The organism is Micromonospora sp. ATLC16 (assembly GCF_057196645.1).
The window spans coordinates 1-14447 of sequence record NZ_JBXUOW010000044.1; the positions used below are offsets into that span (position 1 = coordinate 1).

Sequence of the window (14447 nt, forward strand, 5' to 3'; positions counted from 1 at the left end):
GGGCCGCACCGCGGGGCGGGCCGTCGGGCCGGGCTGCCGGGCCGGTGGGACCGATCCGGGGCAGGGCGCCGGCCCGACCGGTTGGCTCAGGTCCATCCGGGACAGGACCGGCCGGCGGGGTGGGGCGGCCCGGTCCAGCCGGTGGCCCGTCGGGGCGGCGGGCAGGCCCGGCGCCCGGACGTTCCGGTCCCGGCTCGACCCCGCGTCCATCGGCCGGTGCGGCACCCGCGTTCGGTCGACCGGGCGGGCCGACATCCGTGCCACGCCGGTCGCCGACCGTCGGCGTACCGCCGGAGGGCGTACCGATCAAGCGGCCGGACGGTGCGCCGGGTCGCTTGCTGATCGTGGGCAACGCCGGGTCGGTGTGGTGCGGTCGCCCGGCCTGCCGGAGCCAGTCGGACGGCCGCTCCGGCCGGCCGGCTCGACCCTCGACCGGCCGCCCACCGCCATCGGAGGTTTCGGTATCGGCGCCCGACACCGCGTGCCGTCCGGACGGCTCCTCGGCCGCCGCGCGCCGGCCCCGGGTCGGTGTGTCCTCCGCGTCGGCCGCGCGGCGTGTCCGCTGTGGCTCGGCCGGCCCGTCGGCAGGGCGGCGGGCGAATGGCGGCTGCGATTCGGGTGCCGCCCGACGGCCCGACGCCACGTCGCCGGTTCCCTCGGGGCCGACCGCGCCGGGTGCGGTCCGGCGGTCCCGGTCGGCGCCGGTCGGTGCGCCCGACTCCCCGCCACGGACGGGTGTGGACTGGCCAAGCCCAGCGGCCGGATGGCCGGACGGCACACCGGGGATCGGTGGCGCATTGCCGGACAGCGGCACCACCGGCCGTTCCTCCTCCGGCTCGGCGGCCCGCCGACGGCCGGCTCGCCGAGCACCGGCCGGAGCACCACCCGGCCGACCGGCGGCGGGTGTCATGCCGGGTGTTGCAGCCGAGCCGGGGGTGGTGTCCGGCGACGCCGGGACGGGTTCGGCCGAGGGCAGGCGGCGCGGACCGGCGGGCGCGGCGCCCGGCCGGACGCCGGGCATGGGCCGCGGTCCGGGTGGACCCGACACGGGGCCTGCGGACGGACCCGGCACTGAGCCTGTGGGCGCACCCGACACCGGTCCGGGCGGCCAGCCCGGGACGGTCGGTGCGCCGGAGACCGGGCCTGCCTCCGGAACCGGCCTGGGACCGCCACCCGAAACCGGCTCACCAGGATGTGGCCGCCGGGTGGGCGGCCCGGCGGCTGCGGGCTGCTGCGGCCAACCGGCCGGCGGGGTTTTCGGTGCGTCGGGCTCGTGACGGGCGGCGGGCGGCGGCGCGGCGGCGAACGGCGGAGGACCCGGGAGCCGTCCGCCGGGCGGGCGGGCCGGCGGCCGGGCAGCCGGATTACCTGGCCAGGGGCCGTCAACGGGACGCGCTCGCGGTGGTTCGGCCGGGCCTCGGCCAGGTGGCGGCGCTGCCGGACCGTCCGGTCCCTGCTGGTTGACCGGCGCGGGGCCGGGCCGCACGGGTGGCTGCTGACCGGGTCGCTCCGGACCGCTGCGTCCTGCGGCGGGCGGCTCGACGGCGGCACCATCGGGGCCCAGCTCGGCACGCTGCTGCTTGGCCGAACGCAGATCGTCGATCCAGCCGAAATCCTCGCCGCCGCCCGACTCCTCCGGTGCGGCGGCCTCGGATCTGCCCCGACCCCAGCGACGACTCTTGCCGCGCCGCGCGTCCGGGCTCTCGTCCGGTCGGTCCGACGAATTCACTGTTGACCCCTCCCGTCGGCGCTCGCGCCGACCTCTTCGACCACCTGGGCTGTCGTGGCCGTACGACCGTCGTCATCGTCCCCCCCGGACGACGTCGGCCGGGCCGGCCGACCGCCCTTTGCCGGCTCGTCCGTGCGGGCAGGGGTGGACAGCCCGCGGACGATCCGACGCAGCAACGGCAGCCGGCCGGCCACCGATCGCTCCGCGCCGTGCTGACTCGGCCGGTAGTAGTCGGTGCCGACCAGGTCGTCAGGCACGTACTGCTGGGTGACCACGCCCCGCTGGTCGTCGTGCGGGTAGCGGTAGCCGGTGCCGTGCCCGAGACCCCGGGCACCGGAGTAGTGGGCGTCACGCAGACCCCGAGGCACCGGCCCGCCCCGGCCGGAGCGCACGTCGGCCATCGCCGCCCCGATGGCGGTGGTCGCCGAGTTCGACTTGGGCGCGGTGGCCAGGTGGATGACGGCCTGGGCGAGATTGAGCTGCGCCTCGGGCAGGCCGACGTACTCCACGGCGTGGGCCGCGGCGGTCGCCACACCGAGTGCCGCCGGGTCGGCCATGCCGACGTCCTCGCTGGCGAAGATGACCAACCGCCGCGCGATGAACCGGGCGTCCTCCCCGGCGACCAGCATCCGGGCCAGCCAGTGCAGCGCCGCATCCACGTCGGAGCCGCGCATGCTCTTGATGAAGGCGCTGGTCACGTCGTAGTGGGCGTCCCCCGCCCGGTCGTAGCGTACCGCCGCGGTGTCCACCGCGCGTTCGGCGGTGGCCAGGTCGATCTGGTCGTTGCCCAGCGCGGTCGTCGAGGCGGCCGCCGCCTCGAGCGCCGTGAGCGCCTTACGGACGTCCCCACCGGCCAACCGGACCAGGTGATCCTCTGCCTCGGCGGCGAGGGTGAGCGCGCCGCCCAGCCCGCGCCCGTCGACCAGCGCACGGTGCAACAGCCCGCGTACCGCGTCGTCGTCGAGGGGTCGGAGGGTGAGCAGCACGCACCGCGAGAGCAGTGGGGAGATGACCGAGAAGTACGGGTTTTCGGTGGTGGCCGCCAGCAGCGTGACCGTCCGGTCCTCCACCGCGGCGAGCAGCGAGTCCTGCTGGGTCTTGCTGAACCGGTGCACCTCGTCGATGAAGAGCACCGTCGGCGGGCCACCCGAACGCCGCTGTCGCCGAGCCGTGTCGATCACGGCACGGACGTCCTTGACCCCGGCGGTAAGCGCGGACATGGCGACGAACCGCCGGTCCGTGGCGGCGGCGACCAGGTGGGCGATCGTGGTCTTGCCGCTGCCCGGCGGCCCCCAGAGGATGACCGACATCGGCGCGTTGCCGGCGACCAGTTGCCGCAGCGGCGCACCGGGGGCGAGTAGGTGTTCCTGGCCGACCAGCTCGTCCAGATCGGCCGGGCGCATCCGGACCGGCAGCGGCGCGTCCGGACCGGCCGGGTTGAAGCCGCCGACGCCACCGGAACCCGCCTGCGCACCGGGTGCAGCGGCAGGTTCACCGAGGGTGAACAGGGCGTCGGACTCCATCACGAGAACAGTACCGGGCTCGGCCGACAACGCCGGAATCGCGCCGCCGGCCGAGCCCGGGGTGGTCGTTTCCGGTCAGCCGCGCCCCGGTCGGCGACCGCGGTACCACCGACCACCGCCGCCACCCGGGCCCCGGCCGACGCCGGCCAGGTAGAGCGAGAGCAGCAGCAGACCGATCAGCACCAGGGTGTTCCAGTTGAACAGGTCCGGTGCGCCGAGTTTGGTGTCCAGCAAATCGAGCAGCAGGGCGAAGCCGAAGACGATGGCCGCGGCGATGGCGAGCATGACGTTCCTCCGGTGGGGGTTACCAGTAGGTCGGCGCGGGATGTACCCGATCGGTCGGCTCGCCAATCTCCACGGTGGATCACGCGCCCCCTCCCCACCCACCGCTACGGCATGGTGGCGCTCGGCGTCCATCCGAGCAACGTGACGGCGATCCGGCTCTATCGGCGACTCGGCTACGTCGACACGTTCCCACTCACCTCGGTCCGCTTCGCCTGATCGCCGCTCGGGCCGACTGCCGGGTCGACGGCCTGCCCCGGCAGTCCGGTGGCCGAGCCGGCGGGCCGGCCTGCCCGCCAGGCGGGTAGGTACAGCGGCGCCGCGACCGCCAGCGCGACCGCACCGACGAGCATCGCCGTGCTCACCCCGGCCCGGTCACCGATGAAGCCGAGCAGCACTGCGCCGAGGGCGGCGGCCGGCATGGCCACCATGGAGTTCACCGAGATCACGCTGGTCCGGTACGGGCCGTCGACCTGCCGGTGCAGCAGTCCCATGTGCAGGGGATTCGACGCGCCGTGCACGGCATAGCAGGCGACGAAGGCGACCAGCACCCCGACCGGGCCGGCCAGCAGGGCCATCCCGACCACGGTGACGCCCTGCACGATCCGCAGCAGCGCGGCACCGGGTGCAGCACCGAACCAGCGGATGAGCAGCGGGGTGACAGCGGCGCCGCCGGCCGAGGCGAGCCACGCCGCCGTGCTGGCCGGGCCGAGCAGCGCGGCGGCCCGGTCGGCGTCTCCCACCACCTCGGCGAGGCGGACCGGCAACAGGTTCTCGAAGGTGACCATGCCGAAGCCCCAGAACAGTTCGACCGTCACCAACGCGAGCAGCACCCGGGAACGACGCAGCAGACGGATCGCCTCACCAACCATGCGTGGTGCCTCGCGCAACGACGATCGCACGGCATCCGTGCCGGCTGCCGAGCGCCGCTCCACCAGCAGCACCAGCAGACCCGTCAGGGCGATCGCCTGCAACATGAGCGCGGCCACGACCGGCGTGGTGAGGGCACTGACCGGCCCCACCGGGCCGAGGGCCACCAGGCCGCCGCTGAGCAGCGCGCCGGCAGCCATGCACACGCCCAGGACCATGCCGGCCTGGCCCAGACCCTTCTCGTAGGCGGCTTCGGGGTCGACGGCGAGGGTGGAGTCGACGTACCAGGATTCGAGCGGGCCACTGTCCAGGGCGCGGAACACGCCCTGCATCGCCCAAACTGTGGCCAGCAGGGCCAACGAGTCGGCGACCAGCAGGAGGGCCAGCGAGGCGAGTCCGACCACGTTCGCGACCACCAGCACCGGCTTGCGGCCCAGCGCGTCGGCGAGGCCGCCGGTGGGCAACTCCAGGGCGAGCACCACCACCCCCTGGGCGGCGGCGGCCAGACCGATCTGGGTCAGGGTCAGGCCCCGCTCCTGCATCAGCAGAATCACCACCGGGATCAGCAGGCCCGTCGGCAGCCAGCGCAGACCGTGCAGGGCCAGGAAACGACGCCGGATCTGGGAGACGGTGAGAGTGCTCATTGGGCGTCCCGCACCAGGGGAAAGCCGGCGACGAAGAGAACGACCTGCGCTGCGTCGGGCGCGGCCGGTGCGTCACGGTACCGCTTGACCACCGCCGACAACTCGTCGTTGAGGGCGCGCAGTTGGGCGGGCGAGAGAGTGAGCAGTGCGTCGCTGAAGTCGGCGGCCCGACGCCAGTCGCGCGGCCGGTCGTGCTGCACGGCGACCCAGCGCTGGGCGAACTCGGCCACGTACTGGAAATGCCTGCTCTGCACCCAGTCCGACGCGGCCCGGGCCTGCGGGTCGTCCTCGAAATCGGTGGGCTGCCACGAGCTGATGTCGTGGACGGCACGCCAGTAACGCCGCCGGCCGACGCCCTCGGTCGGCTCCTCGACGACCAACCCGACCTCGGCCAGTTGGCGGAGGTGGTAGCTGGTCGCGCCGGTGTTGGTGTCGAGTTCGGCGGCCAGGTCGGTCGCGGTCGCCGGTCCGCCGACGCGCAGCGCGCCGAGCAACTGGACACGCAGCGGGTGGGCAAGTGCCCGGATCTGCCGTGCGTCGACATGCACGACGCTCGATTCGACGATGGTCGACGCATTCTCCATAGATGCACAGTACCTGTGCACACCAGCTATGCACAATCACTGTGCATAGCTGGTGTGCACATCCCACCGGCTACGCCGGACTGATCAGGGGGCGAGCAGCTCCGAGACACCGCGCAGCCGGGTGCGGAGCAGACTGGCGGCTCGGGAGGAGTCGAGGCGTACCTCGGTGGGCCGCACCACGCCGGCATCGACACCGGTGGTGGTCTTCAGGACGGCCGGGTCGATGCCCTCCCGGCGGGCCACCAGCAGGCCCAGTTCCGCCCGGCTCACCGCGTCCGGGCCCGCCACGTTCAGCGGGCCGGCGACCTCGGCGCGCACCAGTTCCAACGCGGCGGCGGCGAGGTCACCGACGTCGATCGGGCAGCGCAGCTCGTCGGTGAACAGGGTCGCCCGACCGGCCAGGGCTTCGCGGCAGAGCTGTATCTGCTTGCTGCCCTCGCCGAGGATCAGCGAGGTGCGCACCAGCACGGCACCCGGGTCGATCGCCCGCACCGCCGTCTCCGCAGCCGCCTTCGCCGTCCCGTACGGAAAAATCGGTGTGGGGGGATCGTCGTCGGCGTACGCCTCGGGTCGCCCGGCGTGCAGCGCGTCGCTGGAGATGTGCACCAACCGGGCACCCACCCGCGCGGCGGCGTACGAGACGTGCGCCGCCCCGTCGGCGGTGACCGCCCAGTCGCCGTACCGGTAGGGGGTGGCGACCACGGCGTCCGGGCGTACCGCCGCGACCAGCGCGACCACCGCGGCCCGATCGGTCACGTCCAGTCGACGCACCTCGACACCCGGCGTCCCGACCTGACCCGAGTAGCACGTCCCCACCACGTCCCACCCGGCCCGTGTCGCGAGCCGACAGACCGCCCGCCCCAGAAACCCACTCCCACCCACCACCAACACCCGCACAGTCGCCCCCCTCACCCGCCACCCATGCCGTTGATCATGAACTTGTTGTCACACCACGCCGGATCACGGGACAACGAATTCATGATCAACGACGACTCGGGCTGGCCGCGCAGGGGTGGGGTGGGTCAGGTGGGGTCGGCTACGGGGGCGGCGGGGCCGGCGGTGCCGGTGTGGGACGGCGGCTGCGAGGGCTTGGGCTTGGCGTCGATGCCGGCCTCGGTGCGCTGCTGCGCGGTGATCGGCGTGGGTGCGCCGGTCAACGGGTCGAAGCCGCCCCGGGTCTTCGGGAAGGCGATCACCTCGCGGATCGAGTCGGCCCCGGCGAGCAGCATGCAGACCCGGTCCCAGCCGAACGCGATGCCACCGTGCGGGGGCGGGCCGTAGCTGAACGCCTCCAGCAGGAAGCCGAACTTGTCCTGCGCCTCCTCGGGGCTGATGCCGAGGAGGTCGAACACCCGCTGCTGCACGTCACGGCGGTGGATACGGATCGAACCGCCGCCGATCTCGTTGCCGTTGCAGACGATGTCGTACGCGTACGCCAGGGCCCGGTCCGGCACCTCCTCGAACCGGTCGACCCACTCCGCGTTGGGTGAGGTGAACGGGTGGTGCACCGCCGTCCAACCACCCGCCGCGCCGGTCTCGTCCGACGTCCGTTCGAACATCGGTGCGTCGACCACCCAGCAGAACGCCCAGGCGCTCTCGTCGACCAGGCCGGCCCGTCGCGCGATCTCGATCCGGGCCGCGCCGAGCAGCTCCTGCGCCTCGCGGGCCTGCCCGCTGGCGGCAAAGAAGATCGCGTCGCCCGGCTTGGCGCCGACCGCGTCCGCCAGCCCGGCCAGGTGCTCCGCCGACAGGTTCTTCGCCACCGGCCCGCGAGCCTCGCCGGTCTCGGCGTCGAGCACCACGTACGCCAGCCCCTTGGCTCCACGGGCCTTGGCCCAGTCCTGCCAGCCGTCCAGCTCCTTGCGGGTCTGGGCCGCGCCACCGGGCATGACCACCGCGCCCACGTAGCCACCCGCGTCGATCGCCCCGGCGAACACCCGGAAGGTGGTGCCGCGCAGGTAGTCGGTCAGCTCGGTCAGCTCGACGCCGTAGCGCAGGTCCGGCTTGTCCGAGCCGTACCGGGCCATCGCGTCGTGCCAGGTGATCCGCGGGATGGGCCGGGGGATCTCGTGGTCGGCCAGCTCCGACCAGAGCGCGGCGACGATCGCCTCACCCAGATCGATCACGTCGTCCTCGGTGACGAACGACATCTCGATGTCGAGCTGGGTGAACTCCGGCTGCCGGTCGGCCCGGAAGTCCTCGTCGCGATAGCAGCGGGCGATCTGGTAGTAACGCTCCATCCCGCCGACCATCAGCAACTGCTTGAACAGCTGCGGCGACTGCGGCAGCGCGTACCAGCTGCCCGGCTGCAGGCGCACCGGCACCAGGAAGTCGCGGGCGCCCTCCGGGGTGGAACGGGTCAGCGTCGGAGTCTCGATCTCCAGGAAGTCCCGCTCGTGCAACACCGTGCGGGCCAACTGGTTGGCCCGGGACCGCAGCCGCATGGCCCGCGCCGGGCCGCCGCGACGCAGGTCGAGGTAGCGGTACCTGAGCCGGACGTCGTCCCCGGCCACCACCTGGTCGTCCACCGGCAGCGGCAGCGGCGCGGCCTCGGAGAGCACCTCCAGCTCGGCCGCCGTCACCTCGACCTCGCCGGTGGGCAGCTCCGGGTTCTCGTTACCCTCGGGCCGCCGGGTCACCTCACCGACGACCTTGACGCAGTACTCGTTGCGCAGCGCGTGCGCGTCCTCCTCCCGGAGGACCACCTGCACCACGCCCGAGCCGTCGCGCAGGTCGACGAAGATGACACCGCCGTGGTCGCGCCGGCGGGCCACCCACCCGGCGAGCGTCACCGTGGTGCCGGCGTCCGTCGCGCGCAGGCTGCCGGCGTCATGGGTACGGATCACGACGTGCGTCTCCCTCGTCTTGCCCTACGTCTACTCCCCGGCATTCTGTCAGCACCCGCCCGTCGACGTTCCCCGGGTGCGCGGAGCAGGACCCGGTCGACACCTGCGGTGACGGACGGGCACTCCGTCAGCGCGTCCGGCTCACGGACCCGACCCGACCGAGCGCCAGCCGGCTCGACGGCAGGGCCACCGCGCCGAGAGTGGCCAGGACGTACGCCCACAGCGCCCGCTTGTCCGCCGTGTCGTACAGGGCCAGCGCGACGACGCCGGCGCCGATCGTCTGGGTCACCAGGGCGACCACCCGGAATTCCGGCTGATCGAATGCGTCAGGAGTCGTACGGTCATCGGTTGGCCGTAGTTGATGGAACGTGATCCGGACAGCGGTGCGGGCCGCCGGAGGAGGAATCCGGCGGCCCGCTGGCTGAGGAGGTTCTCCCAGGTCAGAAGACGCTGACGCCGTAGCGGCTCAGCGCCTCGGTGACCGGCTGGAAGAAGGTGGTGCCACCGGTACGGCAGTTGCCGCTGCCGCCGGAGGTCAGGCCGAGTGCCGTGCCGCCGCTGAACAGCGGGCCGCCGCTGTCGCCGGGCTCGGCGCAGATGTTGGTGCGGATCAGGCCGGACACCGAGCCCTGTGCGTAGTTGACCGTGGCGTTGAGCGCGGTCACCGAGCCGCTGCGCAGGCCGGTGGTGCTGCCGGAGCGCTGCGCCGACTGGCCGACGTAGGCGTTTCCGGCGCCGGTGATGTCCCGGTAGCTGCCGTTGTAGAGGTAGACGTTGCCGGCCGCGTTGCCCGAGTTGCTGTGCCGGACGATGCCGTAGTCGTTGCCCGGAAAGCTGGTGCCCGCGCGGGTGCCCAGCAGCGAGGTTTGGCCCGAGTTGCTGTACCAGCTCGACGAGATGTTGGTGCAGTGCCCGGCGGTCAGGAAGTAGTAGGTGCTGCCGCTGCGCACGTTGAAGCCGAGCGAGCAACGCCCGCCGCCGCCGGCGTAGATCGCCTGGCCGCCGGAGATGAGGGTGCTCAGCGGAGCGGCCTCGGCCTCGATGCGCACCGCGCCGTTGGTGCGCGTCGCGGCGGCCTTGACCCGCTCCAGCTTGGCGCCGGTGACGGTGCTATCGACGGAGATGACGACCTGGTTCGTGACCGGGTCGGTCCACCAGGCGGTGCCGGGGATCTTGGCAGAGCGCTCCAGCACGGTGGTGGCGCGGTCCAGCTCGGCGGCGCCGCGCTCGACGACCTTGGGGGTGCCGCCGGCGGCGGCCACCTGGCGGGCGGCGACGACGTCGGTGACGGCGACGACCATCTTGCCGCTGGCGTCGGCGTAGGCGCCGGCGGCGCGGTCTCCGAGCCGGTCGGCGAGCGCGGCTGCGGCGTCGGGCGAGACGCTGCCGGGTGCCGCCTGGGCGGGGGTGCCGGCCAACACGCCGGCGACCAGGGTTCCGGCAGCGGCGACGGTGACGACGCGGCGGAGCGTTGACCTCGTGGGTCGCATGTAACAGCCTCCCGATATGGGGGTTGACCCCTGTCATGCCAACAGGGGCGGGGGCAGCTCGACCACCTGGGGAAATGACCAGGCGAGGGAAAGTATTCACATATTTAAGATCGTTAACAAGACCTGGCTGTGCCCGAATTCACCCACCGGCAATCCGTAACAGGGAGGACACATACGAACGCCGGGGTGTCACACGGCCAGTACGACCCCGTGTGACACCCCGGACCAGGAGAGCGATCTCAGCGGTTACGACCGCACCGGCTCAGCTCACCAGTGGCTTGAGATCCTCGCGAGGCGGCGTCCACTCCCCCGACGCGGCGGCCACCTGCTCGCCGGAACGGATGTCCTTGACCTCGTCGGGTGCGCCGTCCGCCCCCGGGAACCAGACGTACGGGATGCCACGCCGCTCGGCGTACCGGATCTGCTTGCCGAACTTCGCCGCGCTCGGCGATACCTCGGTCGGGATGCCGCGCGAACGCAGCGCCTCGGCGACGGCGTTGCTGGCCCCGCGCAGCTCCTCGTTGGTCACCGCGACCAGCACGCAGGTCGGCACGTCGCGGGACACCGACAGCGCGCCGGCGCCGAACAGCAGCCCGAGCAGTCGGGTCACCCCGACCGAGATGCCCACCCCGGGGAAGCGGGCGGCTCCGGCGGTGGCCAGGTTGTCGTACCGGCCGCCGGAGCAGATCGAGCCGAACCGCTCGTACCCGATCAGCTGCGTCTCGTAGACGGTGCCGGTGTAGTAGTCCAGGCCACGGGCGATCCGCAGGTCCGCCACGCAGAGGCCGGGTGAGTGCGCGGCGGCGGTATCCACCACCCGGACCAGCTCCTCGACCCCCTCGTCGAGCAGCGGATCACTGACCCCGAGCGCGCGCACCGCGTCGGCGAAGGAGGCGTCCGGCGCGGAGATCTCGGCAAGTGACAGCACCGCCTTGGCCTGCGCCTCGCTCGCCCCGGCGGTGGTCGCCAGCAGCTCCGTGACACCGGCCGGGCCGATCCGGTCGAGTCTGTCCACCGCGCGCAGCGCCGCCTCCGGGTCGGTCAGCCCGATGCCCCGGTAGAAGCCCTCACAGATCTTGCGGTTGTTGACCTGGATGCGGATCGGCGGGATCGGCAGCGAGCGCAGCGCGTCGCCGATCACCAGCGGCATCTCCGCCTCGTGGTGCGGCGCGAGGGTGTCCCGGTCGACGATGTCGATGTCGGCCTGGACGAACTCCCGGTACCGCCCCTCCTGCGGGCGCTCGCCACGCCACACCTTCTGGATCTGGTAGCGGCGGAACGGGAACTGGAGCCTGCCGGCGTTCTCCAGCACGTACCTGGCGAACGGCACGGTCAGGTCGAAGTGCAGGCCGAGCGAGTCGTCGCCGGCCGACCCGTCCGGGTCGCCGTGCAGGCGCCGGATCACGTAGACCTCCTTCGAGGTCTCCCCCTTGCGCAACAACTGGTCCAGCGGTTCGACCGCGCGGGTCTCCAGCGGCGCGAAGCCGTACAGCTCGAAGGTGGACCGGATCCGGTCCAGCACGAACTGCTCGATCATCCGCTGGGCGGGCGTCCACTCCGGGAACCCGGAGATGGGCGTGGGCTTACTCATGGCGTACTCCCTCGGCAGCCGCGCGCTGCGCGGCAGAGTCTGCTGGCGATCCCGCGCGGTCCGCGCGGTGAGGTCTCGACGCGACCGTTACAGGCCGCGGGTGGGTGCCGCCGGTCGCGCGCCGCCCAACTCCGCCACCTCGGCGAGGTACGGATTGGTGGCGCGCTCGCGGCCGATGGTGGTCGCGGGGCCGTGGCCGGGCAGGACTACGGTGTCGTCGGCCAGCGGGAGGATCTTGTCCCGGAGGCTGGTGAGCATCGTCGGCATGCTGCCGCCCGGCAGGTCGGTGCGACCGATCGAGCCGGCGAAGAGCACGTCACCGGAGAGGCAGAGCTGCTCCGCCTCCCAGGGCGAGCCGGCGCCGGGCAGCCGGAAGAGCACCGACCCGCCGGTATGGCCGGGCGCATGGTCGACGGTGATCTCCAGCCCGGCGAGGGCGAGCGTCGTGCCGTCGGCCAGCTCGGCCACGTCCTCGGGCTCGGCGTACGGCAGGCGCCCGCCGAAGAGCTGCGTCAGGTCCATCGACAGCGCCTTCGTCGGATCCGCCAACAGCTCCCGATCGTCCGGATGCACGTACGCGGTGATCCCACGCGCCCCGCAGACCGGCGCCACGGAGAAGGTGTGGTCGAGGTGGCCGTGGGTGAGCAGCACCGCGGCCGGGTGCAGACGATGCTCGGCGAGCAGCGCGTCGAGCCGGTCGATCACCCCGATGCCGGGGTCGACCACCACGCACTGTTCCCCCGGCCCGGTGGCGACCACGTAGCAGTTGGTGCCGAAGGCGTCCGCGGGAAAGCCGGCCACGAGCACGTCCGCTCCCCTTTCCGTCGAGTCGTCCTCTCCGGCAGCCTACCGGCGTCGCGGTCCGGCCGGTCCGACCCGCCGGCACCCCGGAGTGAGGCACTGACGGATCCCGATGTGGAAGGGCACCGACCTCGTACACCACTTTCCCAGCCGGTACCCGTACACTCTGGCGGGCGTGTGGCGTGGCACACCTGCCGCCCGACAGGTACACGACCACCGGGTGAAGACCAGGGTAGAGGAAAGGGGAGCACGGGTGGCTTCCAGCAGGGACCGGCAGCGCAAACTGGCGCGGGCCAAGCTCGACCGGCAACTGGCCCGCCGGGCCGCCGCCGCCAGGCATCGCCGACGCATCCAGGCCGGTGTCGGCGCCGCCCTGATCCTGGTGCTGGTCGTCGCCGGCTCGGCGTGGGCCCTCGGCGCGTTCGACAGCGAGCCCACCGAGGACACCGCGACCGACGAGGTCTGCCTCTGGACCCCGCAGAACACCGACGGCAACGCCAACCTCAAGGATGTCGGCGAGCCTGCGACCACCGGGCTGCCGGTCACCGGCACCCGGCCGATGACGATCACCACCAACCAGGGTGCGCCGATCTCCGTCGAGCTGGACCTCGCCAGCGCCCCGTGCGCCGCAGCCAGCATCACCCACCTCGCCAGCCAATCGTTCTACGACAACACCAAGTGCCACGAGATCACCGCCGACGGCGCGGTGCGCTGTGGTGACCCCAGCGGCACCGGTCTGGGTGGCCCGGCGTATTCGTTCTACAACGAGAACGTGCCGACCGCCCCGGAGGCGTCGGCGGAGCCGAGCCCGTCCCCGGACCAGCCACCGACGTACCCCAAGGGCACGGTCGCGATGATCTCGAACCCGCCCGGGGCCAACGGGAGCCAGTTCCTGCTCTTCTTCGAGGACTTCACCCCGACCGAGGAACCGCAGTACCCGATCATCGGCCGGGTCACCGAGGGTCTCGACGTCGTCGAGAAGATCGGCGCCCTGCCGACTGTGGACAATGGGGCCGGGGAGAAGGTCAAGCCGGAGAACGACGACGTGGTCATCCAGAGCCTGACCGTCGGTGAGCCCGTGCTGGACCCGGCGTCGCCCGCCGATCCGGCGCCCTCGGGCACGCCGAGTCCGGAGCCCTCCGGCGCACCCGAGGCCAGCGCCAGCGCCGGCTGACCACGCGCGACCGAGCCACCCACCCCACCGCAGCGGCATCCACATACAGTCCAGGAGGATCGAGGCGTGACGTCCACCAGAGAGCGGCAGCGCGCGGCGGCCCGCGCCCGGCTCGAGAAGGAGATGGCCGAGCGGGCCGCTCGGGCCCGTAAGCGCCGCCAGACGCAGGCGGTGGTCGGGGCCGGCGTGGTCCTGCTGTTGGTGGTCGCCGGCACGGCCTGGCTGGCCAGCAACATGCTCGGCGACGACAGCGGCACCGACAACGCGGCCCAGGAAGCGAACTCCGTGCAGTGCGACTGGGTCGAGCTGCCCGACGGCGAGCGCACCCCGCAGGTCAAGGACGTCGGGCTGCCGGACACCCAGCAGACCAAGGTGGGTGCCCAGACCATGACGATCACCACGAACCTCGGGCCGATCACCGCCCGGATCGACAGGTCCGCGGTGCCGTGCACGGCGGGGAGCTTCACGCACCTGGCCGAAAAGAACTTCTTCGACAACACCAAGTGCCACCGGTTGGTGACCGAGGGCATCAAGGTGCTCCAGTGCGGCGACCCGAGCGCCACCGGTGAGGGCTGGCGGGACACCGACGGCACCGGCGGCCCGAGCTACCGGATGGCGGAGGAGAACCTGCCGACCGACAAGCGACCGCCGTACCCGGAGGGCGTCATCGCGATGGCCAACTCGGGCCAGCCGTCCAGCAGCGGCAGCCAGTTCTTCATCGTGTACGGCGATTCGCCGCTGGACCCGAACTACACCGTCCTGGGCACCATCACCGGTGGCATGGACATCGTCAGGGACGTCGCGGCGGCCGGTGACGACGGCGCGTTCGCCCAGCAGGCCGGCGGCGGCCACCCCAAGAAGGAGGTCGTCATCACCGACCTCACCATGACCGACGCCTGACCCCCGAACCACT

General features: G+C 72.7%; 13 protein-coding genes. 2 read left to right on the forward strand and 11 right to left on the reverse strand.

Annotation, left to right across the window (positions count from 1 at the left end; genetic code table 11):
- From AC2CHE_RS18420 to AC2CHE_RS18470, 11 genes are all read right to left on the reverse strand, one after another.
- Positions 1-255: hypothetical protein (locus AC2CHE_RS18420; protein ID WP_484506133.1), on the reverse strand; the 255-nt coding region annotated here is incomplete at its 3' end.
- 1470 nt (positions 256-1725) lie between these two features.
- On the reverse strand, positions 1726-3252 hold the full coding sequence (locus AC2CHE_RS18425) for a replication-associated recombination protein A (RefSeq protein WP_484506134.1): 1527 nt from the start codon (positions 3250-3252) through the stop codon (positions 1726-1728).
- A 75-nt stretch (positions 3253-3327) separates the two neighbouring features.
- Positions 3328-3537 (reverse strand): hypothetical protein, encoded by a 210-nt coding sequence (locus tag AC2CHE_RS18430; RefSeq protein WP_155217960.1) that lies wholly within the window; start codon positions 3535-3537, stop codon positions 3328-3330.
- Between the two features lie 173 nt (positions 3538-3710).
- Complete coding sequence (locus tag AC2CHE_RS18435; RefSeq protein ID WP_484506135.1) at positions 3711-5048, reverse strand: MFS transporter; 1338 nt, start codon at positions 5046-5048, stop codon at positions 3711-3713.
- Positions 5045-5632, reverse strand: a complete 588-nt coding sequence (locus AC2CHE_RS18440) for an ArsR/SmtB family transcription factor (protein ID WP_484506136.1) — start codon at positions 5630-5632, stop codon at positions 5045-5047. The genes AC2CHE_RS18435 and AC2CHE_RS18440 overlap by 4 nt, the downstream gene beginning before the upstream one ends.
- A gap of 84 nt (positions 5633-5716) precedes the next feature.
- Positions 5717-6529, reverse strand: coding sequence for an SDR family oxidoreductase (locus AC2CHE_RS18445; protein WP_484506164.1), 813 nt, complete (start codon positions 6527-6529; stop codon positions 5717-5719).
- Between the two features lie 125 nt (positions 6530-6654).
- Entirely contained in the window at positions 6655-8478 is a 1824-nt protein-coding gene (gene aspS, locus AC2CHE_RS18450; RefSeq protein ID WP_484506137.1) for an aspartate--tRNA ligase, read from the reverse strand.
- A 127-nt stretch (positions 8479-8605) separates the two neighbouring features.
- The gene (locus tag AC2CHE_RS18455) at positions 8606-8767 is read right to left on the reverse strand and encodes a hypothetical protein (protein WP_484506138.1); all 162 of its coding nucleotides are present in this window, start codon (positions 8765-8767) and stop codon (positions 8606-8608) included.
- A gap of 151 nt (positions 8768-8918) precedes the next feature.
- Positions 8919-9968, reverse strand: coding sequence for a S1 family peptidase (locus AC2CHE_RS18460; protein ID WP_484506139.1), 1050 nt, complete (start codon positions 9966-9968; stop codon positions 8919-8921).
- Positions 9969-10230: 262 nt separating this feature from the next.
- On the reverse strand, positions 10231-11559 hold the full coding sequence (hisS, locus tag AC2CHE_RS18465; protein WP_484506140.1) for a histidine--tRNA ligase: 1329 nt from the start codon (positions 11557-11559) through the stop codon (positions 10231-10233).
- 87 nt (positions 11560-11646) lie between these two features.
- Positions 11647-12366, reverse strand: a complete 720-nt coding sequence (locus tag AC2CHE_RS18470) for an MBL fold metallo-hydrolase (protein WP_484506141.1) — start codon at positions 12364-12366, stop codon at positions 11647-11649.
- Between the two features lie 247 nt (positions 12367-12613).
- Between AC2CHE_RS18470 and AC2CHE_RS18475 the strand changes: the two genes are divergently transcribed.
- Positions 12614-13534: a peptidylprolyl isomerase gene (locus AC2CHE_RS18475; protein WP_484506142.1), complete on the forward strand. Its 921-nt coding sequence runs from the start codon at positions 12614-12616 to the stop codon at positions 13532-13534.
- Between the two features lie 66 nt (positions 13535-13600).
- Entirely contained in the window at positions 13601-14434 is an 834-nt protein-coding gene (locus AC2CHE_RS18480; protein ID WP_484506143.1) for a peptidylprolyl isomerase, read from the forward strand.
- Positions 14435-14447 lie beyond the last annotated feature (13 nt).

Bases quoted from the DNA above. Each gene is read 5' to 3' on its own strand.
- AC2CHE_RS18425 (WP_484506134.1), bottom strand. From the start codon at position 3,252: ATGGAGTCCGACGCCCTGTTCACCCTCGGTGAACCTGCCGCTGCACCC.
- AC2CHE_RS18430 (WP_155217960.1), bottom strand. From the start codon at position 3,537: ATGCTCGCCATCGCCGCGGCCATCGTCTTCGGCTTCGCCCTGCTGCTC.
- AC2CHE_RS18435 (WP_484506135.1), bottom strand. From the start codon at position 5,048: ATGAGCACTCTCACCGTCTCCCAGATCCGGCGTCGTTTCCTGGCCCTG.
- AC2CHE_RS18440 (WP_484506136.1), bottom strand. From the start codon at position 5,632: ATGGAGAATGCGTCGACCATCGTCGAATCGAGCGTCGTGCATGTCGAC.
- AC2CHE_RS18460 (WP_484506139.1), bottom strand. From the start codon at position 9,968: ATGCGACCCACGAGGTCAACGCTCCGCCGCGTCGTCACCGTCGCCGCT.
- hisS (WP_484506140.1), bottom strand. From the start codon at position 11,559: ATGAGTAAGCCCACGCCCATCTCCGGGTTCCCGGAGTGGACGCCCGCC.